General features: G+C 72.8%; 16 protein-coding genes and 1 pseudogene. 11 read left to right on the top strand and 6 right to left on the bottom strand.

What is annotated here, in order from left to right; translation table 11 throughout:
• Positions 1-509, bottom strand: a pseudogene (locus ACZ53K_RS23785) (DUF4232 domain-containing protein); the annotation flags it as partial.
• 179 nt (positions 510-688) lie between these two features.
• Between ACZ53K_RS23785 and ACZ53K_RS23780 the strand changes: the two are divergent.
• The 4 genes from ACZ53K_RS23780 (at position 689) to ACZ53K_RS23765 (ending at position 4,115) form a co-directional block, all read left to right on the top strand.
• On the top strand, positions 689-1,525 hold the full coding sequence (locus ACZ53K_RS23780) for an AraC family transcriptional regulator (RefSeq protein WP_468840056.1): 837 nt from the start codon (positions 689-691) through the stop codon (positions 1,523-1,525).
• Positions 1,526-1,627: 102 nt separating this feature from the next.
• The gene (locus tag ACZ53K_RS23775; protein WP_468840053.1) at positions 1,628-2,284 is read left to right on the top strand and encodes a class I SAM-dependent methyltransferase; all 657 of its coding nucleotides are present in this window, start codon (positions 1,628-1,630) and stop codon (positions 2,282-2,284) included.
• Between the two features lie 87 nt (positions 2,285-2,371).
• Positions 2,372-3,364, top strand: a complete 993-nt coding sequence (locus ACZ53K_RS23770) for a GlxA family transcriptional regulator (protein ID WP_468840050.1) — start codon at positions 2,372-2,374, stop codon at positions 3,362-3,364.
• A 127-nt stretch (positions 3,365-3,491) separates the two neighbouring features.
• On the top strand, positions 3,492-4,115 hold the full coding sequence (locus ACZ53K_RS23765) for a cysteine hydrolase family protein (RefSeq protein ID WP_468840048.1): 624 nt from the start codon (positions 3,492-3,494) through the stop codon (positions 4,113-4,115).
• Between the two features lie 58 nt (positions 4,116-4,173).
• Here the strand turns inward: ACZ53K_RS23765 and ACZ53K_RS23760 are convergent, their stop codons facing one another.
• Positions 4,174-5,079, bottom strand: a complete 906-nt coding sequence (locus ACZ53K_RS23760; protein WP_468840045.1) for a LysR family transcriptional regulator — start codon at positions 5,077-5,079, stop codon at positions 4,174-4,176.
• Between the two features lie 155 nt (positions 5,080-5,234).
• On the opposite strand from ACZ53K_RS23760, the gene ACZ53K_RS23755 reads away from it, so the two are divergent.
• Positions 5,235-6,236 (top strand): NADP-dependent oxidoreductase, encoded by a 1,002-nt coding sequence (locus tag ACZ53K_RS23755; RefSeq protein WP_468840043.1) that lies wholly within the window; start codon positions 5,235-5,237, stop codon positions 6,234-6,236.
• Between the two features lie 16 nt (positions 6,237-6,252).
• Here the strand turns inward: ACZ53K_RS23755 and ACZ53K_RS23750 are convergent, their stop codons facing one another.
• Positions 6,253-7,788, bottom strand: a complete 1,536-nt coding sequence (locus ACZ53K_RS23750; protein ID WP_468840041.1) for an ABC1 kinase family protein — start codon at positions 7,786-7,788, stop codon at positions 6,253-6,255.
• 675 nt (positions 7,789-8,463) lie between these two features.
• Here ACZ53K_RS23750 and ACZ53K_RS23745 point away from each other — a divergent pair.
• From ACZ53K_RS23745 to ACZ53K_RS23725, 5 genes are all read left to right on the top strand, one after another.
• Positions 8,464-8,748: a hypothetical protein gene (locus ACZ53K_RS23745; protein WP_468840039.1), complete on the top strand. Its 285-nt coding sequence runs from the start codon at positions 8,464-8,466 to the stop codon at positions 8,746-8,748.
• A gap of 18 nt (positions 8,749-8,766) precedes the next feature.
• Complete coding sequence (locus ACZ53K_RS23740) at positions 8,767-14,739, top strand: SDR family NAD(P)-dependent oxidoreductase (protein WP_468840036.1); 5,973 nt, start codon at positions 8,767-8,769, stop codon at positions 14,737-14,739.
• A 38-nt stretch (positions 14,740-14,777) separates the two neighbouring features.
• Positions 14,778-17,036: a 3-hydroxyacyl-ACP dehydratase gene (locus ACZ53K_RS23735; RefSeq protein ID WP_468840033.1), complete on the top strand. Its 2,259-nt coding sequence runs from the start codon at positions 14,778-14,780 to the stop codon at positions 17,034-17,036.
• Positions 17,033-18,631, top strand: coding sequence for a PfaD family polyunsaturated fatty acid/polyketide biosynthesis protein (locus tag ACZ53K_RS23730; RefSeq protein ID WP_468840031.1), 1,599 nt, complete (start codon positions 17,033-17,035; stop codon positions 18,629-18,631). Before ACZ53K_RS23735 ends, ACZ53K_RS23730 begins: the two co-directional genes overlap by 4 nt.
• Before the next feature lie 101 nt (positions 18,632-18,732).
• Complete coding sequence (locus tag ACZ53K_RS23725) at positions 18,733-19,950, top strand: aldehyde dehydrogenase family protein (RefSeq protein ID WP_468840028.1); 1,218 nt, start codon at positions 18,733-18,735, stop codon at positions 19,948-19,950.
• Here the strand turns inward: ACZ53K_RS23725 and ACZ53K_RS23720 are convergent.
• Positions 19,904-20,416, bottom strand: coding sequence for a class I SAM-dependent methyltransferase (locus tag ACZ53K_RS23720; RefSeq protein WP_468840025.1), 513 nt, complete (start codon positions 20,414-20,416; stop codon positions 19,904-19,906). The two genes, ACZ53K_RS23725 and ACZ53K_RS23720, sit on opposite strands and share 47 nt — an antisense overlap.
• Positions 20,417-20,530: 114 nt before the next feature.
• Here ACZ53K_RS23720 and ACZ53K_RS23715 point away from each other — a divergent pair, with 114 nt between their 5' ends.
• A complete protein-coding gene (locus ACZ53K_RS23715; RefSeq protein WP_468840022.1) occupies positions 20,531-21,295 on the top strand; it encodes an AraC family transcriptional regulator in 765 nt (254 codons plus the stop codon).
• Between the two features lie 63 nt (positions 21,296-21,358).
• Here the strand turns inward: ACZ53K_RS23715 and ACZ53K_RS23710 are convergent, their stop codons facing one another.
• Both ACZ53K_RS23710 and ACZ53K_RS23705 read right to left on the bottom strand, forming a co-directional pair.
• Positions 21,359-24,016 carry a SpoIIE family protein phosphatase gene (locus ACZ53K_RS23710; protein WP_468840019.1) on the bottom strand — a complete coding sequence of 886 codons (2,658 nt, stop codon included), beginning with the start codon at positions 24,014-24,016 and terminating at the stop codon, positions 21,359-21,361.
• 149 nt (positions 24,017-24,165) lie between these two features.
• Positions 24,166-24,981, bottom strand: coding sequence for an ANTAR domain-containing protein (locus tag ACZ53K_RS23705; protein WP_468840017.1), 816 nt, complete (start codon positions 24,979-24,981; stop codon positions 24,166-24,168).
• Between the last annotated feature and the right edge of the window lie 93 nt (positions 24,982-25,074).

Genomic DNA, 25,074 nt, shown 5'->3' with positions numbered 1-25,074 from the left:
AACCCGCCGATCTTGCAGGAGCGGCTGCTCTTGTTGGTCAGCACGACGCTGGTGGTCGTACCGCCGCTCGCGTTCGGGTCCGGGACCGCGTCCTCCCCGGTGGCGAAGACCGCCTTGAGGTCGGCGGTGTGGCAGCGCTGGACACCCGAAGCCGCCTTGCTGCCACCACCGCTGCCGGCCCGCGAGCCGCCGGACTGCTTGCCCGCGGTCTCCGACTTGGCATCGGCCTTGGCATCGCCCTTCGCCCCTGTCTTGGCGTCGGCCCCGGCCTCGGCGTCGCCCTTGGCGTCGGAGTCCGGCACACCGAACGAGGGGTTCGCACCGCCGGAGGTGTCCGCGGCGGCCGCGTCCTTGTCCAGGTGGGCGGCGGCCTTCGCGTCGGAGGCGGCGTCCGAACCGGAGCAGGCCGTCAGGGTCAGACCAGCGGCGGCGGTCAGGGCCGCGGCTGCGACGCGGAGAGTGCGACGACGGGCGGTGCGAGCGGTGCGGACGGTGGCGTTGGTGCTCATTTCGGGTTTCCCCCCGGAGTCGGTCGGTGCGGTGTCGCCTCGGTACGTCACCCATCCTGGCCAGGCCCCCTGGCGCCAGACTGCCGCCCCACTAACGCCTGGCTAACGTCCCCGCGCCCCCGACGCCCGCGACGGCCCCCGCCGGTCTTGAACGCCGGCGCGACTTCATAATGGCCGGCATGAGCACCGCCGACGGCTGGGTGCGGTACTGGCGCGACGGTGACCGCCCCGTAGAGGTCATGCACGCGCACTTCTTCGAGCATGTCTATCCGCCGCACAGCCACGAGACCTACTCCTTCGGCATCACCGACGCGGGCGCGCAGCGCTTCCACTGCCGGGGCGGTACGCACACCAGCGGGGCCGGGATGGTGATGGCCCTCAACCCGGACGAGGTGCACGACGGGCATGCCGCGTCCGACCTGGGATACCGGTACCGCATCATGCACATCGGCCCGTCCGTGATCAGCGGCGTGATCAGCGACGCCACCGAGGGCCGCTCCGACGCGCTGCCCCTCTTCCCGGACCCCGTACTGAGCGACCCCGCGCTCGCCCGCGCCCTCTCCGGGCTGCACGTCGCGCTGGTCGGCTCGCCGAATCCGCTCATCCGGGACGAACGGCTGACCGCTGCCGTCACCGCCATGACGCGCCGCGGCGCGTCCACGACGGCGTCCCCCGTACGGGCCCGGACACCGACCGACCGCGCACGCCGCCAGGCGGCCCGCCGCGCCCGGGAGCTGCTGGACGACAGCTACCTGGAGCCGACGACCGCCGAGCAGCTGGCGGCGGCGGCCGGGTGCAGCCGGTTCGCGCTCTACCGTGCCTTCCGTACCGAGTTCGGTCTCGCGCCGAGCGACTACCAACGGCAGTTGCGCCTGCGCCACGCGCGTTCGCTGCTGATATCCGGTGCCACCGCGGCCGACGCGGCCGCGGCCACCGGCTTCGCCGACCAGGCGCACTTCAGCCGCTGGTTCCAGCGTGTGTACGGCATCACGCCCGGCACCTTCCGGCGCGCCTGACCTGCGGACCGCCCTGTCTGCGTACGGGCCGGGAGGCGGTGGAGAAGCGTCGGTCGAAGCAACTCGGCAGCACCGGAGCCGGGCACTTGATGAACTGCCGGTATGACGCCACTGCTGCCCCGCGCCCTCCGGGCGCTCGACCGGTTCAACGCCGCACACCCGTGGGACCACAACGCCCACTTCCACCCATGGATTCTGCGGCAGCTGCCCGAACGTTTCGACAGCGCCCTGGACATCGGTTCCGGCAGCGGCGATCTGGCCAGGCACCTGGCCACGCGCGCCGCCAAGGTGCAGGGTATCGACCCCGATCCGGCGATCACTGCCCGGGCGCGGGAGCTGACTCCTGCGGCGGCTCCCGTGAGTTTCACGGTCGCTGACGCCCTCACCGGCATCCCGGCCGGCTCCTACGACGTCATCACCTGCGTCGCCGTCCTCCACCACCTGCCGCTCGCCGACGCCCTCACCGTCTTCCGCCGCCACCTGGCCCCCGGCGGAACCCTGATGGTCGTCGGCCTCGCCCGCCCGGAGACCCCTGCGGACCACCTGCTCGCCGCCGTGTCCGTCCCGCTGAACGCGGCCATCGGCTGGTGCAAGAGCAGGGGCCGTACATCGCCCCGGCCGGTTTCGATGACCGCCCGTACCCGCCCGGCGGACACCGGCTTCCCCGTCATCGTCCGCGAGGCCGCCCGCATCCTGCCCGGCGCCCGGCTGCGCCGACGGCTGTTCTGGCGCTACACGCTCGTATGGCGGCACCCGTGAAGCCCACCGACATGTCCGGGCGGGCATGTCCGGATGTGACAGTTAATCGTCATTGCGGTCGCCGATGGCTGCGGCGAGGATCGGTTCATGCCCACTTCGCACCATGTCGTCATCGCGGTCTTCCCCGATGTCGATCTCCTCGACGTCACCGGCCCGGCCGAGGTCTTCGTGCTGGCCAACCGGGAGACCGCGGGCCGCGCCGGCTATCAGGTCCGGCTCGCCGGACCGGCCGCGGGCGCGGTCCGTACGTCGGCGGGCGTGCACCTGCTGGCCGACGTGGCGTTCGAGGACGTCGGTGAGCAGGTGGACACCCTGGTGGTGCCGGGCGCGGTCGACATGACCGAGGACGGTCCCGTCGCCCGTACCGACCCCGCCGTCGTGGCGTGGGTGAAGGAGACAGCTCCGTACGCGCGCCGGGTCGCGTCGGTGTGTGTGGGCGCGCATGTGCTGGCCGCGGCAGGGCTGCTGGGCGGGAAGACGGCGACCACCCACTGGTCGACCTCCGCCCAGCTCGCGGCCGAACACCCGGACGTCACGGTCGATCCGGACCCGATCTTCGTCCGTTCCGACTGCGGCCGGCTGTGGACCGGGGCCGGGATCAGTGCCTGTCTGGATCTCGCGCTGGCCCTGGTGGCCGAGGATCTGGGCGAGCAGGTCGCCCTGACCGTGGCCCGGCAGCTGGTGATGTACCTCAAGCGGCAGGGCGGCCAGAGCCAGTTCTCCGTACCGCTCAGCCGCCCCGCCGCCGAGCGCCGTGACATCGACGAGCTACGGCTGTGGATTTCCGACCACCTCGACGAGGATCTGTCCGCGCCGTCCCTGGCCGCCCGGATGTGTCTGAGCGAACGGCACTTCGCCCGTGTCTTCAAGCAGGAGACGGGCAGCAGCCCCGCCGCTTACGTCGAAGCGGCCCGCGTCGAGCTGGCCCGGCGCCTGCTGGAGACCACCGGCTGCCCGCTCGACCAGGTCGCGGCCGCCGCCGGGCTCGGCTCGGCGGAGACCTTGCACCGGGCGTTCAGACGGCAGCTCGCCACCACCCCGGCGGCCTACCGCCGCCGCTTCCGCACCCGGACCACCTGAGCCCCGGCCCTCGGTCCGACTGTCTTCTCTTCCCTTCGGCATATGGCGAGGTGGCAGACCCCGCGATGCCGCCCTGACTGTCCCATATGTAACTGAATTCCCTGATGAGAGGTTCCCGATGAACACAATGAGCACCAGTACCCCGTCCACGACCCTGCGCGACGTGATCGGGCTGGACAACCAGCCTCCGCGGCTGAGCGAATCAGTCCTGCTCATGATCGATTTCCAGAACACCTACCGGACCGGCGTCATGGCCCTGGAGGGCGCCGACGAGGCCCTCACCGCGGCCGCCCGGCTGCTGGAGCGGGCCCGCGCCGCCGGTACCCCGGTCGTCCACATCGTCAACGACGGCGGTGAGAACACTCCGTACGACATCCGCGCGCACATCGGCGCCATCTGCGACCAGGTCACGCCGGTCGACGGAGAACCGGTCGTGGTCAAGCGGTTCCCCAACTCCTTTCACGCCACCGAGCTGGAGAAGACCCTGAGTGGCCTGGGCTTCGGTCCGGGCAGCGGCAAGGACCTCGTGCTGGCCGGTTTTATGACGCACATGTGTGTCACCTTCACCGCGCAGGGCGCCTTCAACCTCGGCTACCGCCCCACCGTCGTCGCCGACACCACCGCGACGCGCTCCCTCACCGCGCCGGACGGGACCGTGCTGCCCGCCGCCGCCCTTCGGACCGCCGCGCTGACCACCGTCGGCGATCTGTTCGGTCTCGTCATCCCCGCCGCGGACGGCCTCCCCTCCTGAAACGCGCGGGAGCCCATTAGGGGACCTCAGCACGGGAGTTCGCCAGTGCGGGTGCCCTTCAGTGCGCCGCCGACGGGGAGTCCCGGCTCGCGCCGGAACCGGCCGACCGGAGTTCCCGGATGAGGGCCCGTACCGCCGCCGACTCCGCCGACTCGGGTGCGGTCACATAGCCGACGCCACGCCGGGGCGGCCGCGGTGCGAGGGGGGTGACGGCGACGCCGGCGGGTGCGCCGGCCAGGGTCAGCATGGGCATGATCGACATACCCATGCCGCGGGCGATCATCGACAGCACCACGGTGTCGTCCTCGACCCGGATGGTGGCCGGCGGGATCCAGTCCTGGCCGGCCCACCACTCGCGGGTGTAGGAACCGCAGTTCTCGTCCCAGTCGATGAGCGGGAGCGTGCGGGGGTCGGCGTGCGGGCGGTCCTGCGGGTGCGCCAGCGCGTACGGCTCCTCGAAGAGGCGGGCGCCGGCCAGGCCCGGCGGCGGGCCCGCCGCGTCCAGGGTGGCGATGCCCAGGTCGGCCCGTCCGTCGGCGACTTCGCCCGCCGTGCCCCGGCCGATCTCCCGTACGATCCGCACCTCGGGCGTGAGACCGGGGTGGCGGGCGGCCAGCCGCTCCAGGACGGCGGGCAGCAGGTGGGCGGCCGCGCTGCGGAACGCCGCGATGCGCAGGGGGCCCGTGACAGCTCCGTCCCGCGCGCCGCGCACCTCCGCGCCCATCGCCTCCGTCAGCCGTACGATCCGCCGGGCGTAGGCGACTGCCCGTTCGCCGGCCGCCGTCGGCCGGGCGCCGTGCCGGCCACGGTCGAAGAGTACGGCGCCGAGTTTGCGTTCACAGGTCCGTACGGCATGCGAGACGGCGGACTGGGTCATGCCCAGGCTGGTGGCCGCCGCGGTGAACCCCCGCTCCCGCTCGACGGCGATCAGGATGCGCAGTTCGTGCGGCGCGAGGTCGTTCATGCGACGGAAGTATTCCATGAGCAGTTTTCATGGAAGGCGGGTTTCCATCGACGGCGGCCCCTGCCCGGGCCGCCGGGCGCCTCCTACGGTGATCACATCGCGGCAGGTGATCATCTGCGTACCGCCGCGCCACACCTTCACTCCCAGGAGTACCGATGTCCGGCACGGCCGCCCGCTTCGTCCACCAGACCGCCCGACCCGACGGCTTCCCGACCGCCGCGGACTTCACCTTCGTCGAGGAGCATCTGCCCGACCCGGCACCCGGCCAGGCCCTGGTGGAGAACATCCACCTCTCCGTCGACCCGTACATGCGGGAGCTGATGGACGGCGGCTGGGACCTGCACGCGCCGCTGGAAGGCCGGTCCATCGGGCGCGTCACCGCGTCCCGCACGCCGGACCTGGCCGAAGGCACGCTCGTCTTCCACCGCAAGGGCTGGCGCACCCACGCCCTGGTGACACCGGACGAGGTACGCGTCCTGCCCCGCCACCGCGGCGTTCAGGCCCGCTCCTACCTGGGCGTCCTCGGCGGTACGGGGCTGACCGCCTATGTCGCCCTGACGCGTACGGTGCGTCTGCAACCCGGCGAGAGCGTCTTCGTCTCCGCGGCGGCCGGCGGAGTGGGCAGCGCGGCGGGTCAGTTCGCCCGGCTGCTGGGCGCGGGCCGCGTGGTCGGCAGCGCCGGCTCGCCGGCCAAGGTCCGCCGTCTGACCGGGGAACTGGGCTTCGACGCGGCCTTCGACTACCACGACGGCCCGGTGGGTGAGCTGCTGGCCGAGGCCGCGCCGGACGGAGTCGACGTCTATCTCGACAACGTCGGCGGCGATCACCTCGAAGGCGCCATCCAGGGACTGCGCGAGTTCGGGCGGATCGCATGGATCGGCGCGATCGCGCAGTACCACAGTGCCCAGCCGCCCGCCGCGCCCCGCAATCTCTTCGACATCGTCGAGAAGAGTCTGCGCCTGGAGGGCGTTCTCGTACGCAACCACCGCGATGTCCAGGGCGAGCTGGAGGACTTTCTCATCCCCCACCTCCAGGCGGGCCGCGTCGTGGACGCGCAGACGGTGGTGCACGGTTTCGACGGCGTGGTGGACGCCTTCCTCGGCATGCTGGGCGGCGGCAACACCGGCAAGATGGTCGTGCAGGTGGGGGCGGAGTAGCCGTACGGGAAAGGGTTCACCGGCCTCCGGGCCGACGGCGGTTCAGCATCCACAGCAGGGCCGCCGCGCCCAGCAGCCCCCGTTCGAGGCGCCGGGTGCGGGCGTCCGCCCGGTGGTCGACCAGGGAGAACGGGCGGGTGACGGCCGCGTGCTGGACGGTCAGGCCGCCGCCGGCGAGGCCCCGCCCCACGGCGCGGGCCTGGGGCAGCATGGTCTCCAGGCCGGAGAGCAGCTGCAGAGCGGTGTAGGCCAACTGCGGTTCGGACAACGTCTGCCGCGCGTTCTCGGCCAGCACCCGCCGGCTCTGGCGCACCAGGACCTCGGTCACCGACAGGTGCGGGGCCAGGTAGCGTACGGCGCCCTCCATGTTGGCGAAGGACTTGCCCAGGATGCCGATCATGGGGTTGATCCGGATGCCACGCCGGCTGGAGAGCCGCAGCAGGGTGGCCAGGGACGTGCCGAACTGCAGCCGCTCCAGCGGGACCGAGGCGATGCACGGCACCACGGCGGCCATGTCCTGTTCGAACCCGCCGATGTCCGCCCAGGCGGTGGGCCGGCCCATCTCGGGCCAGGTGTGGGCGACCGCGTGGGCGTCGTTGTTGGCGAGGGCGAGCAGCGTCATCATCAGCGTGAGGCCCAGGTGCCGGTCGATGCGGCCGACCATGCCCCAGTCGATCAGCGTGGTCGGTCCGCCGGGGCAGACGAAGACGTTGCCCGGGTGGGGGTCGGCGTGGAAGCGGTGGTCGATGAAGTAGCCCTGGTACATGACCGTCAGCAGGTCGGTGCCGATGCGCTCGCGCTCGTCGTCCTCGAAGTCTTCGGGTTTCGCGTCGCGGATGCTGGTGCCGGGGGCGCGACGCTGGATCAGTACGTGCCGCGTCGCGTGCAGCACTTCCGGTACCTCGACGTCCGGCATGGCCGCGACGGCGGCCCGCGCCTCGTCCATGTTCGCCGCCTCCAGGGTGAAGTCAAGCTCATGGCGCATCGCTTCGAAGATCACGCCCAGCATGGCGTCGAACCCGGTGGTCTCGCTCAGGACCGGCGTCCGCCTGGCGAGCGTCCGGCTCATCCCGCGCACCAGCCGCATGTCGGTGGCCATCAGGGCGGTGATGCCGGGGCGCTGGACCTTCACGACGACGGGCCGGCCGTCGGAGAGGGTGGCCACGTACGCCTGGGCCAGGGACGCGCAGCCCAGCGGCCGCCGGGTGTCGAAGTCGCGGAAGCGCTCGCGCCAGCCGGGGCCGAGGTCCGCTTCCAGTACGGTCGCCATGCGGTCGAAGGGGCAGACCTCCGCCCGGTCGTGCAGCTGCTCCAACTCCTGCGCCAGAGCGGCCGGGACCATGTCCTGCCGTGTGGAGAGCACCTGGCCGACCTTGATGTAAAGGGGGCCGAGCCGCTCCAGGGCCGTACGGATGCGTACCGCGCGCTCCTCCTGCGATCTCGTGCTCCCTTCCGGGCCGGGTGGCCCGCCCCGCCGCCCGGCGAAGCGGGCTTCCTGGGCCAGCAGGTTCGCAGCGACGGTGAACAGTAGTCGGCCACGCTCAGCGAGCACCGGCACCTCCAGTGAGCAGCGAACGCCCGGCCCGCCGGACGGGTGCGGGGGACGGTGCGCCCGTGCGGTGCGGGCGGCTTCGTCCACGTGGGGAACCGGAATGGCGCGTCGGTGCGCCTCTGGGGAGATGTGCGACGGGTCGGGGCCGGACATCCCCTAGGTAGCTGCTCGCACCTCCGGTGTTGAAACCTGGTGAACCACTGATATGCGTACGCTGAACATTGCCTGGCGCACGGGTGGCCATACCGCGTGTGAAACCACTCGTACGGGCACTGTGGACGTGCATTTACGCGGTCGTCGGAATGGCGCCCGCAGCGCACTTCCCGCGCATTTCCCGCGGGTCTGCCGCATATGACGGAGCAGGGGCGCTCACAGGGCGTGCACGAACGCTCCGCGCACCAATCGCGTGTCGCGAGGTCTTGCGCACATCCCGCCGCGCGGTTCACCGTGAATGGGTCGGACAGCGGCAACCGGTCCGAGACAGCGGGACGGCGCACGGCTCTCCCGAAGGCACCACGCGGACCGGCCCCGCGCAGGAGGCACGGCACCGCATACCGACGCCCGGCCGATGGCGGCCCGGCAGCTCAGCGGTCCTTCCGTCGCCGTGATCCTCCCGCCCCGCACGCCGATCCCCCACTCGCTCCGAACCGGACACGGGAAGGACCCTGACGCGCCATGCCCATGCATCAATTGGGACGTATTCTGCACGAACTCGTCTCGGAAACAGCGGATTTCCTGGACGACGTCATTACCGCGTTCGAGAAGTACGAAGGCGTCGGCGCGGCCACCACCACCTCCGGCGACACGGCCCGGACGCCCGCGGCGGCCGAGGCGGACGACCGGCGGGCCGACCGGCTCGACAAGCTCCGCGCCGAACTGGACCGGTTGCGTGCCGCCGTCGAAGAGGCCGCCGCACAACCGGCGTCGGGCACACCGGCGGCCACCGCCGACCATTCCTGAGATCCGAGGTACTCCGTGGTGGATTCACCGTCTTTCCGACTGGCCGGGAGTCCCGTCGCCATCATCGGCCTGGCCGGAATGTTCCCGCAGGCCGCAGACGCCAGGGAGTTCTGGCGCAACATCGTGGCGGGCCGCGACTGCGTCACCGACGTTCCGGAGAGCTCCTGGAGCCTCGCCGACCATTACGACCCCGACGTACGGGCCGAGGACAAGACGTACGCCCGGCGGGGAGGCTTCCTTCCGCCCGCCGTTTTCGACCCGTCGGAATTCTCCATGCCGCCGTCGACGGTGAATTCCACCGGCCTGGTGCAGCTGCTGAGCCTCCAGGTGGCACGGGCCGTTCTCGACGACGCCCGGTGCCGGGAATCGGCGTGGTACGACCCGCGGCGGACCGGCGTCATTCTCGGGGTGTGCGGCCAGAACAGCACGCTGTTCCCGCTCGCGGCCCGCTTGGTGGCTCCCGACGTCCATCAGGCGGCGCTGAGCTGCGGGCTCCCCGAGCAGGACGCGGAACGGATCGCCCGCAGGTTCGCCTCGGCGTATCCGGCCTGGACGGAGGACAGCTTTCCGGGAATCCTTTCGAACGTCGTCGCAGGGCGTATCGCCAACCGGTTCGGGCTCGGCGCCGCCAACTGCACGGTCGATGCCGCGTGCGCCAGTTCGCTGGCGGCCCTGCGGATGGCGGTGAGCGAACTGGTCGAGCACCGCGCGGACCTCATGATCACCGGTGGCTGTGACGCGGACAACTCGGTCTCCACGTTCGTGTGCTTCAGCAAGACCCCGGCCCTGTCCTTCAGCGGAAACGTTAAGCCCTTCGACCGCGACGCCGACGGCACCCTGCTCGGCGAGGGCATCGGCATGCTCGCCCTGAAACGGCTGGCCGACGCCGAACGGGACGGCGACCGCGTCTACGCCGTACTGCGTGGCCTCGGGGACTCCAGCGACGGGCGGACCGGCAGCGTCTACGCACCGAACGCGGACGGGCAGGTCACCGCGCTGCGCCGCGCGTACACAGACGCGGACGTGGCCCCCGGGTCGGTCGGACTGATCGAGGCCCACGGCACAGGCACCCGTACGGGCGACACCGCCGAACTCCAGGCACTGCGCACCGTGCTGGGCCCGGCCGGAAACGGGCCGCGGACCGCGATCGGCAGTGTGAAGTCCCAGATCGGCCACACCAAAGCAGCGGCCGGGGCGGCCGGCCTGATCAAGACCGCGCTGGCGCTGCACCACAAACTCCTGCCGCCCAGCATCAACGTCGACACCGTGACCGACGCGGCCCACGACAGCGGTGTGTACGTGAACACCCGCGCCCGGCCCTGGGTCCGCGACCCTCGGCAGACCGCGCGCCGGGGCGGTGTGTCCTCCTTCGGGTTCGGTGGCGTGAACTTCCACGCCGTACTGGAAGAGCACCCGCCGTCCGACCCGCACGCCCGGCCGCTGCACCGCACCCCGCAGGCGCTGCTGTGGCACGCCCCCGCCCCCGACACACTGCTGGCCGTGTTGCGGGACGGCACGGCGCCCGCCGACGGCGGCCCGGTCCCGGAGGGCCACGCCCGTCTCGGCATCCTGGCGGAGGACCCGGCGGACCGCGACACACTCCTTTCCGAAGCCGTGGCACGACTCGCAGAAGGGCCCTCCGAGGACAGCTGGAGCCTGCGCGGGCGGGTGCACTACCGGCGTACGGGACTGCCCTCCGGGACGAAGGCCGCGGTCCTGTTCGCCGGGCAGGGCAGCCAGTACGTGGACATGGGCCTCGACGCCCTCCTCGGTATACCCCCGGTCCGCCGCGCCTTCGACGACGCGAACGCCCTGTGGGCGGACGAGGAGGACACACTCGCCGAGGTGGTCTACCCGGAACCGGGGCGCCGGGACCCGGCCACCGACACGGCCCGGCTGCGGCGCACCACGTACGCCCAGCCCGCGGTGGGCGCACTGGCCATGGGACAGTACGCCTTCCTCAGCGCGCTCGGCTTCGTGCCGGACGCGGCGCTCGGCCACAGCTCCGGCGAGGTCACGGCTCTCTGGGCCGCAGGGAGCCTCTCCGACGCGGACTGCCTGCTGCTCACCCGGCGGCGCGGCCAGGCCATGCAACCGCCGCCGGGCGCCGAGGGCGCCGGGGCGATGGCAGCCGTACGGGCCACCGCAGAGGAGTGGCGGGAACAGGCGCCCGCGCACCGCGAACTGACGCTCTGCAACATCAACGCGCCGGACGAGCTGGTGGTCGGCGGCCCGGTGCGGGCCGTCGAAGCCCTGGTCGCCGAGTCCCTGCGGTGTGGCGGACCGACCGTACACCGGCTGCCGGTCGCCACCGCCTTCCACACGCCCCTCGTCTCCCACGCGGTGGACGTCTTCGCCGAAGCCCTGGCACAGGCCGACATCCGGCCGCCGGTCATCCGGGTGCCGGCCAACACTCCGGGCGCTGCCTACGGTACGGACGCCGATGCCAACCGGCGCGTGCTGGCGCAGCAGATCGTGCGGCCGGTGGACTTCGCCGGCCGGGTGCGGGAACTGTACGCCGACGGCTTCCGGGTGTTCGTGGAATGCGGTCCCAAGCAGGTGCTGAGCCGTCTGGTACTGCGCACCCTGGGCGACGACGCCGTGACGGCCGTGACGGCCGACACCGGCCCCGGCACCAGCAGTGCGACGGCCCTGAAGAACGCCGCGCTGCGGCTCGCCGTGCTGGGCTTCCCCATCGAGGGCATCAACCGCCACGACGCTCCGCCGCCCGCTCCGCGTCCCGAACCGTCCTCTGTGGCGCGGCTGCTGGAGGGCCCGTCGTTCGCCGTGGCGGCGCGGCGGGCGGCCTGCGAGGCGGAGCGCGCGATGTCCGGCACCGATGCGCGAGCTTCCGATCCGCAGGCCCCCGTCACGCAGGCTTACGACCCGCCTCCCGCCGCAGGCACAGCGCCTCCCCCGCCCGCGCTCACCGCTCCCGCGACCACCGCCCCCGGGGCGCTGGCCAGCGCCGCAGCCGCCCAGCTCGACCTGCACAGTCAGTTCCTCACCGGCCAGTTGGCGACCGCCCGGAGCCTGGCGCAGGCGCTGGCCCGGGACGACGGGCAGCCGCCGGGCCCGGCCCTGCTCGCCTGCGTCGAGGCCGTACGGGAGCACAGTGCCGCGCTCGGCCGGGCCCACATCCGCAGTCAGGAGATCCTCCTCGAACTGGCCCGTACGGGGCTGGATGAGGGTCGGCCACCGGCTCCCGAACCGGACCTCACACCCACCCCCACCTCTGCCGCCACTTTCACCTCCCCCTCCCCCTCCCCCTCCCCCTCCCCCTCCGTCTCCGAAGACACCACCCCTCCGGACCCACCCGCCCCGACACCGACCGCCCTCTCCGCGCCGCCGACGGACGCGGCGGAAGTCGAGCGCATCCTGCGGGAGCTGGTCGCGGAGAAGACCGGCTACACGGTCGACATGGTCGATCCGTCCCTCGACATCCAGACGGATCTCGGCATCGACTCGCTCAAGCAGGTTGAGATCGCTTCCGAGGCGTGGCGCCGTTACCCGTTCCTGCCTCGCGAGGAGATCTACCGTTTCGCCCAGGCGCGGACCGTCGGGGAACTCGCCGGGCTGATCACCAGCGTGGACGTCGCGCCGGCCGACCAGCGGGCGGAACGGACCCCGGTGGCCTCGGGCCGGGCCTGCTTCGGTCTGCGTACGCTGCCCGCCGTCGACGTACTCGCCGACGCCTACGCGCCCCGGCCCGTCGCGCTCCTGCTGGACGACGGCACGGCGCTGGCGGACGCCCTGGCCGGCTCCCTGCGGAACGAGGGCTGGGCCGTCCAGCGGCTCGCGCTGCCGGGCGTGACCGTCCGCGAGCCGGCCGGACAGTTGGCGGACTGGCGCGAGGAGACACTACGGGACCGGATCGGCGAGGCCCTGCGGCCGGCCGGCCGGCTCGACCTCTGCCTGATCGTCGCCGGTCACGGGCCCGGCCCGGACGCCGGCACCGCCTCGGCCACGGCCGCCGCCCGCCTCGGCCACGCCGTGCTCGTCGCCAAGCACACCGTCCCCTCGCTCAAGGCGGCTGCCGGAGCCGGGCACCGGGCGGGTTTCGTCGCCGTCACCCGGATGGACGGTTCGCTGGGGCTCGCCGGGTCCGGTGGCCACCCCGGCCAGGCGCTGTACGGAGGACTCGGCGGCCTGGTCAAAGCGGTCGGCGTGGAGGAACCGGACCTGTTCTGCCGGGCCGTCGACATCGCTCCGGACCTTGGTCCCGTACCGGCGGCCGAGCAGGTGCTCCGCGAGGCCGCGGACGCGGCCCCCGAGCGGGAGATCGCCTGGGACGGCGCGGTACGCCGCACACCGACACTGGCCCCGGACCCGGCCGGCCTGCTGCCGACCGGTCTCGCCACCGCTCCCCCGGGCTCCGACGACCTGCTGCTCGTCACCGGCGGAGCGCGCGGTATCACCGCCTGGTGCCTGACCGCGCTCGCCACCCGATATCCGTGCCGGTTCCTGCTGCTGGGGCGCACGCCGCTGGAGGAGCTCCCGGCCGGCGAAGCCGTCGAGGCGCACGCCCAACGGCTCGACCGGCAGCGGGAGATGCACGAGACGCTGCGGACGCTGCGCCGGCTCGGTGCCGGAGCCGAATACGTCAGTGCCGATGTCGGCGACGCCGACGCGGTGCGCGCGGCCCTCGCCCCGTACCGGGCCCGGGTCACGGGGGTCGTCCACGGCGCCGGTGTCCTGGCCGACCAGCCGCTCGCGGCCAAGGGCCCGCGGGACATCGAGCTCGTGATCGGCACCAAACTCACCGGTCTGCACCACGTGCTGGACGCCCTCCCGGCCGACCGGCTGCGCCATCTGGTGCTGTTCACCTCGGTGTCGGGTATCTACGGCAACGGCCGTCAGTCGGATTACGCGACGGCCAACGAGGCCCTGAACCGTTTCGCCTGCGCCTGGAAGGCGGCGCACCCCACCACCCGGGTCGCCGCGCTCGCGTGGGGCCCCTGGCGCGGCGGCATGGCGTCCGGGCGCGCCCAGGAACTCTTCCAGCAGATGGGGGTGCCGCTGCTGACCCGCGCGGAGGGCTGCGCCCACTTCGTCGGGCAGTTCGCCCCGGAACGCAGTGACGACCTGGTCACCGTGCTCGGTCCGCTCTCTCCGGTCCTTCCGCTCAATCCGCTGCCCGCCGGCGGGGCCGTGCTGCTGCGGGACCTGTCCGGTCTCGCCGGCGAACCGCTCCTCGGCGACCACCGTATCGACGGCATGCCCGTGCTCCCCATGGCCGCGGCCATCGGCTGGGGTGTCCACACCGTGGAACGTACCGGCGCGGGCCGGCCGGTGACGGAGGTACGGAATTTCAGCGTCCGCAAGGGCCTCGTGCTGAATGGCGCCCACCCGGCCCGCGCCCGGGCGGTCCTGCGGGCACGGCCCGACGGCGGTGTCGCCGTGGCCGTGCACGATGACGGCGCGGCTCAGAGCGCTCCCCGTTACGAGGGTGTGTTCGGCACCGATCCGGACGTGTGCGGTACATACGAGCCGCTCCCGATCCCGGCCGCCGCTCCGCCCCCGTACCGGCGCCATCCCGCGTACGACGACGGCTTCCTCTTCCACGGCCCCCTGCTCCAAGGCCTCGGCCCGGTGCTGTACGAGGACGACAGCCGTCTGACCGTCATGGCGCAGATGCCCGATCCGCCGTTCGCCCACGGTGCCTACGCGGGGGCACGTTACAGCGCGGCTCTCGCCGACCTGCTCCTCCAAGTCGCGGCCGTGCTGAGCCGGCGCGTCTGCGGTCACCGGTGCCTGCCCGTGGCGGTGGAACGCGTCGAACTCCTTAGCCCGCTCCCCGATGACGAGCCCTTCGTCATCGCCGCGGAACTCCGTGACCACAGCCCGCTGGAGCTGATCTGCACCGTGGTGGCCTGCCGCCCCGACGGCTCCGTCCTCCAGCGCTGGTCCGGCCTGAAGGGCATCGTGGCCGCTCCACAGCTCGGCAGCCGGGCCGCGTGGCCCGCCGAAGCTCCGGGCACCACCCGGTGACGGCCCCGCACTCATCCGCCCCGGAACGGACGGCAGCCATGGACGACCTCGCATTCGACGGCCCGGCCGGTGTCATCCCGTGGTGGCCCGAGGAGGCGCCCGGCCCCGCCACGACGGCGACGGCCGACGCCCCTCCGCCTACGGTGGCTCCGGGCGGCGGCGTCCCCTCTCCCGACCTCGCCGAACTGACCCACGCGGCGCACCGAGCCACCCTCCGCGCCCACCAGATGCTGCAGAACTGGATGCTGGCGGGCACCGGACAGCCCACCGGGAATGGCGTCGGGCCGCCCACCACTGATCACCTGCCCACCGGTACAGCGACAGCGGCCCTCGACGCCGGTGAACGCGCCGTCGCGCTGAGCGATCCGGCGCAGCCCGGGCCCGTACGCATCCGGCTGACCTGGCACCAGGAGCCGCCAAGGACCGCGGACAGCCTCCAGGTCCGGCCCCGTTCCGGCCCGGTGTCGCCCGGTTGGGCCATGCGGCGGGACGGCAGCCTCCTCGCCGAGGCACACCGGACAGCCGTCCCGGAGACGGACGACCAGCTGCCCTCCCCCGCTTGCCCTCCGCAGTGGCGGCCACTGGCCCGTACCTCCCGCCACCGCCTGACCCGCGCATATCTGACGGCGCTCGCGTCGGGGCGGATCGCCGAGGTCTTCGGTGCCGCCCACGGGCCGGAGGATCCGGCCGTCCACGCGGGCTGGTGCGAACTGACCGGGCTGCACCTGCTCGGCGAAACCGTCCTGTCGGGCACCGGGACCGGCCGCCACGGCCTCGGGCACATCACGGCCGCCGTCCCCCCTGCCCGCGGCACGGTCCGGAGCTGGGCCGACCTGGCCGGTGCCGCCTGGCAAGCCTTGCAGGTGCACGCCCTGCACGAGGGTCTGCACCTGTGCCTGCCCGCTCCGTACGTCCATCCGCTGCTCGGCGCGCCGGCCGACGTCCGGATCACGGACCCCGCCGGGCTCGCCGGACCGCTCACGCTGGAGGCCGATGTCACCGCGGTCGGGCTCGTCCCGCGTCCCCACCTCGTGGCCGATGTCCGGCTGACCGGCACGCCCGGCGCCGTGGCCGAGGTGCGCGGCGCAGGGGTGTCCCTCCGGGAAGCGCCGGGCTCCGCCGTCACTCCTACGGGCACCGCCGGTTCCGGCCGGCGTTCCAGTCTCGGCGAGCCGACGTACGCGCATGAGCTGCACATGGCGCACTCTTCCGACGGCGACCTGGCCGTCGCGTACGGGCCCGCCGCCCGGTCTTCCGCCGCACGGGTGCGTCCGCGCCTGCCGCGCGGCGACATGCTGATGCTCGACCGCCTGGTGACCGTACCGCCGCCCACGGGCAGTTACCCGGTCGGTACGGCCTGCGTCACCGAGTACGACGTTCCCGGAATCCCTTGGTACGTACGGGAGAACGGCGGCGCCTTCCCCTGGTTCGCCCACATGGAGAGCGCCCTGCAGGCGGCGGCGTTCTTCGGGGCCGCGCTGGGGGCCGGGCTGGCACACCCCGGCGAGGATTTCACCGTCCGCAACCTCGACGGGCACAGCCGCCTGCTGCACCCGGTCGAACTGTGCGGACGCACCGTACGCCAGCGCACCACCCTGCTCGCGCACACGCCGGTGCCCGGAGCGGTGCTCCAGCGGTACGCCTTCGAGCAGGAGGTGGCGGGTGAGGTCTTCCAGCGCGGGGAGACCGTGCACGGCTTCCTCACCCTGCCGTTCCTCGCGGAACAGCAGGGGCTGGACGGCGGTCAGCGGGTCGGACCATGGCTGTCCGGCCGGGAAGCGCCTCCTCCGGGAGCACGGCACCTGGACGCGGGGGCCGGGGCGCGCCCGGCGCACGGCCGTCTCGCGCTGCTGGCCGGTGCCACCTGCACCCTGGTCCCGGACGGCGGACTGCACGGGCTCGGCTACCTCCACCTGACCAAGGCCGTGGACGCGGACGACTGGTACTTCGGGCAGCACTTCCGTGACGACCCCGTGCTGCCCGGGTCCTGCGGGGTGGAGCTGCTCTGCCAGGCGCTCGGCTTCCACCTGGTGCACTCCGGAGCCCTGTCCGAGGACCAGGCAGCCGGACTCGTCCCGGCACCCGGGGCGGAACTGCGCTGGACGTACCGCGGCCAGGTCATGTCCCACCATCAGGAGATCCAGGCAGAGCTGCACGTACGGGAACTCCGCCGCGGCCACGACGGCCTGGTCGCGGTGGCCGACGGCAGCGTCTGGCGCGACGGCCTGCGCATCTACGCGGTGCACGGCATCGCGCTGCACACCCCCGGCCACCAGGACGAGGAGGCTCGCGCATGACCGGGGCGCAGGTCGACCGTGCCGGTATCCGCGGGGCCCTGGCCACGCTGGACCGGCCCTGCTACGTGGTACGCGTACAGGGCCGGATCGGCGCCACCAACCAGCGGCCGCGCCCCGGTTCGGGAGTCGACGTCCTCGCGGCGGCGGCACCGGCCGACCCCCGGCTGCTGGGATCGGCCGCCTTCCTGCGGCGCCACGCGGTGCGGCAGCCCTACATGGCAGGAGCCATGGCCGGCGGCATCGCCTCGGAGCAGTTGGTCGTGGCCCTGGCCCGGGCCGGCTGCCTGGCCTCCTTCGGCGCCGCCGGACTGGAGCCCGCGCGCGTCGAACGGGCCGTACGCGAACTCGGGCGGCAGCTGCCGGGAACTGCCTGGGCCGCCAATCTGATCCACCAGCCGGCCGCGCCCCGCGCCGAGCGGGAAACCGTCGACATCTACCTGCGCCACGGCGTGTGCTGCATCGAGGCGTCCGCGTTCCTGGCGCCCACCGTCGACCTGGTGCGTTTCCGCGCCGCCGGTCTGCGGAGCGGCCGCGACGGGGCCGTGGCGGCGGAGCACCGGGTGATCGCCAAGGTGTCCCAGGCCGCCACGGCCGCGTTCTTCCTGCGCCCCGCGCCCGCCGAGCTGGTAGCCGAGCTGGAGCGTCAGGGCGCGCTGTCGGCCGAGCAGGCCCGGCTGGCCGCCCGCGTGCCCCTGGCGGACGACATCACCGTCGAAGCGGACTCGGCCGGGCACACCGACCGCCGACCACTGGTGACGCAACTCCCGCTCATCCTGGCGCTACGCGACGGGGAGGCCCGCGCCGGCCGGCCCGGCGGCGCGGCGGGCGTCGGCGCGGCAGGCGGCATCGGAACACCCCAGGCCGCCTTCGCCGCGTTCGCGCTGGGCGCCGACTACATCGTCACCGGATCGGTCAACCAGGCATGCGTGGAAGCCGGCACGTCCCCGGCGGCCAAGGCGCTTCTGGCCGGTGCCGGGGTCAGCGACTACATCATGGCGCCGTCGGCCGACATGTTCGAGATGGGCGTGGACGTCCAGGTCCTCAAGCGCGGCACGCTCTTTCCCGGCCGCGCCGCATGGCTCCACCGCCTCTACCGCGAGCACGCGTCCCTCGAAGACCTCCCCGCCCCGGACCGCTCCCGGCTCGAACGCGACGTCTTCCGCAGCCCCCTGGACGCGATGTGGCCCGAGGTGTCCGCGTACCTGGAACGCCACCGGCCCGAACGGGCCGAGCAGGCCCGGTACGACCCCCGGCTCCGTATGGCGCTGCTCTTCCGCTGGTACCTGGGGCTCTCCTCCCGCTGGGCGACGAGCGGAGACGGGGACCGGCAGGGCGACTTCCAGATCTGGTGCGGCCCGGCGATGGGAGCCTTCAACGAGTGGGTACGGGACACCTCGTGGAGCGCGCCGGAGAACCGGCACGTGGCCGAGGTGGCGGACGCGCTGCTGCGGGGAGCGGCGTACCACAGCCGGCTGGCCCAGCTGCGCTTCGCGGGCGTACACCTGCCATCCTGGTGCACCGACCCGCCTCCGCCGCAGACCGTGGACACCACCCTGCGGGCGCCCGGCCTCGTCACCACCGGCAGGCCGTCCTGATACCCCCTCACGCACTGCACCAGTTGCTCAGCCCGTCACTGCCGATGCCGCGGGCCCTGGCCGACTGCGGTCTCAGCGTCACAGCCGAAAGCCGTGCTCAGGTGACCGACGCCTTCTCCGGGCAGCCTCTGCTGTGGGTACCGCTGTCATCACCCCGTCAGGCGCGCGCAGCGGTCGTACGGGCCCGGCAGGCGGGCCGGTCGTGGAGCATGGTGCCCGCAGCCGAGCGGGCACGCTGGGGCAGGCGATTCCGGGAAGCCGTCACTGCCCGTCGCGGCTCTTTCCTCACCGTCCTGTCGCCCTTGTGCGGCCTGGGCATTCCGGACGCCGAACCCGAAACAGACCACTTCGTACGGTCATTGCGCGCCCTTGCCACAGCTGCCCGCCCACGGGCGGGCCGTCGGCGCCACACCCCGAACAGCCGGACGCCACGTCCGGCGGTGGTCGTCTCGGACGTGGACGACGCCCGCCCACTGGTATCGCTCCTCGAAGGAGCACTTCCCGCACTGCTGAGCGGCGTCGCGGTGGTCACCGAGGCCGACCACCGCAGCGCGCTGCTCGCCCTGGCGGTTCACAGAGCGGCCCGGGAGGCCGGTCTCCCGTACCACGTATGGCAGTTGGCGGTACACGACGCAGCCGATGACGCGCGCGCCGATATCCACGCGGTACTCGCCGAGCACGCGGACGCCGTGGCACCGCGGTGCTGCCCCGGGGCGACCGTTCACCCACCCGGCCTCCTGGTGCTGCGACACGACGGAAACGCCAAGACCGCCGCACGGGCAACGATCGACGCCTGCTTCACCCGGGCAGGCCGCGGATGCACTGCAACTCCCCTGGTGGCGGTGCACAAAAGCCTCATGCCGCAGTTCGTACATCACCTCACCCGCGAGACCGAGGATTTTGTGCCGGTATCCGTACTGCCCGAGGAACTGCAACGCCACCGCTACCTCGCCTGGATGAACTCCGCCCCAGCCCGGGGCGCATCAACCACCCGGGGACACTCCCCGCGCCCGCAGACACCTCACCCCACGCAACCCGTCATCCTGCGCGCTCCCCTGAACAGCTTCCCGCACCTGCTCCGCACTCCCGTCGGCCCGAGTGCCACGCTCCTCGCATTCACGGCCTGGTCGGAAGCCTTGGAACTGGCCCGCCGGACCGGCCCGCACCTGAGCGTCTTCACCCGCACCGCCCCGGCACAGCTACGCCCGCAATGGGCCGGCCTCGCCGCGCTCAGAGTCGACATCAACCGGGGCCCGGCACGCGTGGACCCGCTCAGGCCCGTACGGCGCGGAATCGGAACCTGCCCTTTCCAAGGGTGACCTCGGCCTCGCCGAACCCGGCGGCGCGCAGCCGCCGGGGCAGGGTTTCCGGCGGTACGGGTACGTAGGTGTCGCCCAGGTGCAGCAGACGGAAGGCCGTACTCGCGCGGCCGTCGCAGCCGGCGAAGACGCCGCCGGGGCGCAGCACCCGCCGGGCCTCGGCGAAGAGGCGGTCCTGCTGTTCCGGGGACGGCACGTGGTGCAGCATGGTGAAGCACACGACGGCGTCGAAGGTGTCGTCGGGGAACGGCATCGACGAGCCGTCGCCGTGGACGACTTCGACCTGCCCCCCGTACGTGTTCTGAAGTTTCTTGGCGAACTCCGCGTCGACTTCGAGGACACTGAGGTGACCCGGTGCGCGGCGCGTGAGGACGCGCGTGGTGGCGCCGTAACCGGGCCCGATCTCCAGGGTCCCGGTGCCGAGTTCGACTCCGTCGAGGGCCCAGGGCAGCAGGTTCTGCTCCACCCCTCGTGCCCACCTGTCGGAACTGCAGATCCACTGGTGCAAGCGATTCATGGAGGCCATGCGGCGATGCTAGAAAGCGCGGACGACGTCCACCACGAGGTAGGGCGACACATCTTGTCGCGATACGGACATCTCGTACCGGGTGACGGGGTTCCGGAAGCGGCGGTGGTCGTCGGCAGCTTCGTGGTCGACGACGGCCAGTGGTACGGGCGGCACTGGCATGCGACACACCAGCTGGCCTGGGCGGAAGAGGGAGTCATCGCCGTACGCGCCCGGGGCAACGCCTGGGTCCTGCCGCCGACCATGGCGCTGTGGATACCGGCCGGCACCGAACATGCGACGGGCGCTTCCGGACCGGTCAAGGGCCGGAGCCTGTATTACGCGCCCGGCAGCTGTCCGGTGCGCTGGTCGGCCCCCACCGTCGTGGGCGTCTCGCCCCTGTTGCGCGAGCTGATCGCCTACCTGGCGGACGAGGGCCTGCCGGCAGAGTCCCGGGAGCGTGCGGAGGCGGTCGTACTCGACCAGCTGCGCCCGGTGTCGGTGGCGACGGTGCTGGCGCCGCTGCCCCGCGACGACCGGGCACGCCGCGTCGCGGACGCCCTGCGGACGCGTCCGGCGGACGACCGGACGCTGGCGGAGTGGGGCACGGAGGTGGGCGCGAGCGCGCGGACGCTGGCCCGCGCGTTCACCGCGGAGACCGGGATGCCCTTCGGGCAGTGGCGCACCCGGACCCGCCTCCAGACCGCGATGCCGCTGCTGGCGGGCGGTGCGACGGTGGCGGCGGTGGCCTCCCGGGTGGGGTACGCGTCACCGAGCGCGTTCGTGGCGGCGTTCCGGCGGGTGGTCGGGGTGCCGCCCGGGGTGTATTTCTCACCGTGAGCGGGGGGCGGGAGGGGTAGCGGAATGGTGACCATCCGGCACCCCGTCGCCCGCGGCCCCCGGTCAGTCGCGTGGCACCGGGCGGAAGGCGAGCAGCGCGATGTCGTCGTCGCTGTCGGCGCTCAGGGCGATGAGCAGTTCGTCGCAGAAGACGTCGAGGGGTTCGTCCGCCAGGGCGGCGGCGTGCCGGCGGAGCCGGTCCATGGCGTGGTCGAGGTTCTCGTCGCGGCGTTCGATCAGACCGTCGGTGTAGAGCAGGACGGTGGCGTGGGCCGGGATCGGGTCGGTGGCGCTGGGGCGGGGCATGTCGGGTTCCATGCCCAGCAGCAGGCCCGAACCCGCCTCCAGGTAGCGCGCCTCGCCCTCCCTGGTCGTCAGCAGCGGCGGCAGGTGCCCGGCGGAGGAGTGGTGCAGCTCCCAGGGCCCGTCCTCGGAGCCGGTGACCAGACCGTAGATGCAGGTGGCGGTGGCCTCCTGGGACAGGCTGTGGTTCGCGACGTCCAGACGGCGCAGGACTTCTTCGGGCGGTTCCTGACGGTCGATGGCGATGCCGCGCAGCATGCTGCGCAGCTGGCTCATGGCGACGGCGGCCTCCAGGTCGTGCCCGGTGACGTCACCGATGACCACGGCGGTCCGGCCGCCGGGGACGACGAAGCTGTCGTACCAGTCGCCGCCGATCTGCGCGGTGGTGGAGGAGGGCGCGTAGCGGGCGGCCATCCGCAGGTGCTGGATCTCGGGCAGTACGGGCAGCAGGGAACGCTGGAGACGCTCGGCGATGTGCCGGGTCTCCTGGTACAGGCGGGCGTGTTCGACGCCAAGCGCGAGGCTGCGGACCAGGTCGCCGATGAGCGGCAGCGATTCCTCGGTGAACGGCCGTTCCGCGCCGGTGCGGATCAGGGTCAGGGCGCCGAAGACGGCTCCGCGGGTCCGCAGCGGGGCGATGACCGCGCTGTTCGCCCCCACCTGTTCGAACAGTTCGCGGTCGTGGGCGTCGAGCTTGCTCTCGGACCGGCTCGGCGACGGGCCTTCGAGCAGCAGCGGTCCGGCTCCGCGCAGCACCCGGGCCAGCGGCCCCCGCGCGGCCCCGGTCACCGGGGGCAGCCTGCCCGCGTACGCCTCGGCGGGCAGTTCCGTGGAGCTGTGGTGCGCGACGCAGTACCGCTCCAGCAGGTCGCCTTCGTCGAGCAGGTCCACCACGCACCAGTCGGCCAGTCGCTGGGTCAGGATCTTGCAGACGCGTTGCAGGCCCTCGTCCAGGTTCGGGGTGCTGCTCAGTGACTCGCCGATGTCGGCCAGCAGCCGGCGTTCCCGGGCCGGGCTGTCGGCCTCGTCGCCGCCCCGTGCCGTGACGCGCTGCGGGTCGTCGGGCAGCTCCGGACCGCCGGACTGCTCCGGTCCGTCAGGCTGCTGCGGGGCAGTGGCCTGGCTCTCTCCGACCAGGGCCAGGGGCGCGGGGACGGGCGGGGCGGTCCTGGGGGCGAGCTGGGCGACGTAGACGGTACGGCCGTCAGCCGTCACCTGGGTCTGGATGAACAGCCGGATGGGGACCAGCCGGCCGTCCCGGTGCAGCGCCGGAAGCGGTACGGAGCGGCCGAGGATGTGCGGCCGGCCGGTGAGCAGCAGGCGGGTGAACGCCTCGACGTGGCGTTCCCTCAGGTGCTCCGGGATCAGTACGGTGAGCCGCCGGCCGACGAGTTCGTCCTCCTGCCAGCCCAGCATGTCGACGGCCGGACCGTTGGCCACGATGATCCGGTTCTCGTCGTCGGCCGCGATGGTGGGCACCCTGCTGGCCCGTACATGGCTGGCGTCCCAGGGCACCAGTTCCGAGGGGCTGGCGCTCGGTTCGCGGGGGACCATCGTCCAGGCGGTGCCGGCCCCGCCGGTGAGCCGGCGGATGATCTGGTCGAGCAGCCAGCGGCGGAAGACGCGGATCTGGGGGAGCGACGGCCAGGTGAGGAGGCGCTCGTCCCGGGCCGCTTCCTCGGCCACGTCGAGCACGTGCCCCAGGGTCCGTACGGCCCGCGCGATGCCCGCCGGGAGGGCGACGCTCAGCGAGTGGACGTGGGCGACCGAAGACTGCTGCCCCTCCAGCGCTTCCGACACGGCGGCGCTGATCACGTTGTGCACATCGTGTGCGGCGGCGAGGTCTTCGGGGTGTACGCCGATGTCCTCCCCGGCGGACGCGGCGAGCGTCAGCTCGTTCAGCAGTGCGTACTGGTGCTTCCGGGACGCCAGGTACAGCGTGCCGGGGAGGTCGACGAGCGTCACCGTACGGGTCGGGCCGCAGGACGGCGTGGCCGAGTGCCAGGCGGAGGGCGGAGGCGGGCGGCCGTCGCGCCACAGCTCGAACCAGACGGTCTTGCGTTCGTCGTCGGTGTCGACGCCGTACCGGGAGGCCAGCTGTTCAACGACGGCCAGCCCCTGTCCCGGACCGGGGTACGTGCCGGACTCCCCCGGCGTCAGCCGGCGGCACGGCCGCCGGTCACCGACGCGTACGTGCACCTCGTCGCCGCACGTCCGGACCGACACCTCGGCCTCCGTCCGCGCATGGCGCACCACATTGGCCACCAGCTCGCTGACCAGCAGTTCAGCGGCCTCCACCACATCCGGCGCATGGTCGGCCAGAACGGCCCGCACGAAGCGGCGGGCCCGCGCCGCGCTCTCCGGCCGCGGCGGGAACCTCTGCGAGGGCGCCGCCCCCGGCTGACTGGTGTGGTCCATGCCGCCAGTGTGCGGTAACGCGGCTTCGCGGGCGGCTGTCCGCACCGGACATGACACAGGAAACCCGGTACGGATGCTGCATTCGGAGGTACCGGCGGGCCGTCGCGGCGGCACGGCATCGGCCGCGTACCCACGCGAACCGCCGGAGGTCAACGATGCGGCTGGTGCCGGCCGCCGTCGACACGCCCGTCCGTCCACTCCGGCGCCGGAGCCGCCCTCGCCTTGGCGACCGCGGCTCCCAACTGCCCCTGGACCACTTCGGGCAATGCGGAACCCTGCACACTGTCGACCAGGTCTTGAGCGAGACGGTGCAGCTTGATGTTGGTGTTCTGGGACGCGCTGACCAGTACGGCCCAGGCAGCCTCCGGGCTGAGCGTGAACGTGGCCATCAGGATGCCGCGGGCCAGGTCGATGGCCGGGCGGGTCTGCATGGCACGGCGCAGCTGGGCGTTCTCCGTGGGCAGATCGGCTGCGGAAGCCTCGTACGGGACCGAGCCGTCGACGGCGAAGAGCGCCAAGTGGCCACTGTACGAGTCCGGGTGCGGGCCCGGTTTCGCGTGCCCACCGGGTTCGGCCGGCGCGAACAGCTCGCGGGCCTCGGTCAGCTCCAGCAGCCGCTCGACGGCCCGGCTGCCGGAGCGGATGACGACGGTCTTGTCCTGCGCGCCGGCCCGGGCACGCAGTCGTAGCAGCATGTTGAGGCCGCCGCAGTCGCAGAACGATACGGCGTCGAGGTGCAGGTCGATGCCCCGGGACGAGCGACTCAGGGCTTCGTGCAGATCGTGTTCGATCAGCCGGCAGGAGTTCAGGTCCAGGTCTCCTCGCACCGCCACGCCCACGCGGCCGCCCTGGAAAGGGTCGACCAGCGACAAGCGCGACGGGGACCCGGCGGCCGCCCCGTCGCTCCCGTTGCCTTCGGCGGCGTCCTCGGGGAGGCACGCCGCCCAGTGCCTAGCTTCCGGCATGGCCTTGCTCTCCCGTCGTTCTCGGCTCGTTCGCCGTCCATCTCAGGCTCGCCCATCGACAGACACCCGTCAACTAATACACGAAAATCATTG

Source organism: Streptomyces sp. NPDC033221 (assembly GCF_055577005.1).
The sequence above is the reverse complement of the archived record's forward strand: the minus strand, read 5'-3'. Positions and strand labels throughout refer to the sequence as shown.

Excerpts from the sequence above, each read along its gene's own strand:
- ACZ53K_RS23775 (WP_468840053.1), top strand. The coding sequence starts at position 1,628 with ATGACGCCACTGCTGCCCCGCGCCCTCCGGGCGCTCGACCGGTTCAAC.
- ACZ53K_RS23780 (WP_468840056.1), top strand. The coding sequence starts at position 689 with ATGAGCACCGCCGACGGCTGGGTGCGGTACTGGCGCGACGGTGACCGC.
- ACZ53K_RS23735 (WP_468840033.1), top strand. The coding sequence starts at position 14,778 with ATGGACGACCTCGCATTCGACGGCCCGGCCGGTGTCATCCCGTGGTGG.
- ACZ53K_RS23760 (WP_468840045.1), bottom strand. The coding sequence starts at position 5,079 with ATGAACGACCTCGCGCCGCACGAACTGCGCATCCTGATCGCCGTCGAG.
- ACZ53K_RS23730 (WP_468840031.1), top strand. The coding sequence starts at position 17,033 with ATGACCGGGGCGCAGGTCGACCGTGCCGGTATCCGCGGGGCCCTGGCC.
- ACZ53K_RS23765 (WP_468840048.1), top strand. The coding sequence starts at position 3,492 with ATGAGCACCAGTACCCCGTCCACGACCCTGCGCGACGTGATCGGGCTG.
- ACZ53K_RS23755 (WP_468840043.1), top strand. The coding sequence starts at position 5,235 with ATGTCCGGCACGGCCGCCCGCTTCGTCCACCAGACCGCCCGACCCGAC.
- ACZ53K_RS23745 (WP_468840039.1), top strand. The coding sequence starts at position 8,464 with ATGCCCATGCATCAATTGGGACGTATTCTGCACGAACTCGTCTCGGAA.
- ACZ53K_RS23770 (WP_468840050.1), top strand. The coding sequence starts at position 2,372 with ATGCCCACTTCGCACCATGTCGTCATCGCGGTCTTCCCCGATGTCGAT.
- ACZ53K_RS23710 (WP_468840019.1), bottom strand. The coding sequence starts at position 24,016 with ATGGACCACACCAGTCAGCCGGGGGCGGCGCCCTCGCAGAGGTTCCCG.
- ACZ53K_RS23705 (WP_468840017.1), bottom strand. The coding sequence starts at position 24,981 with ATGCCGGAAGCTAGGCACTGGGCGGCGTGCCTCCCCGAGGACGCCGCC.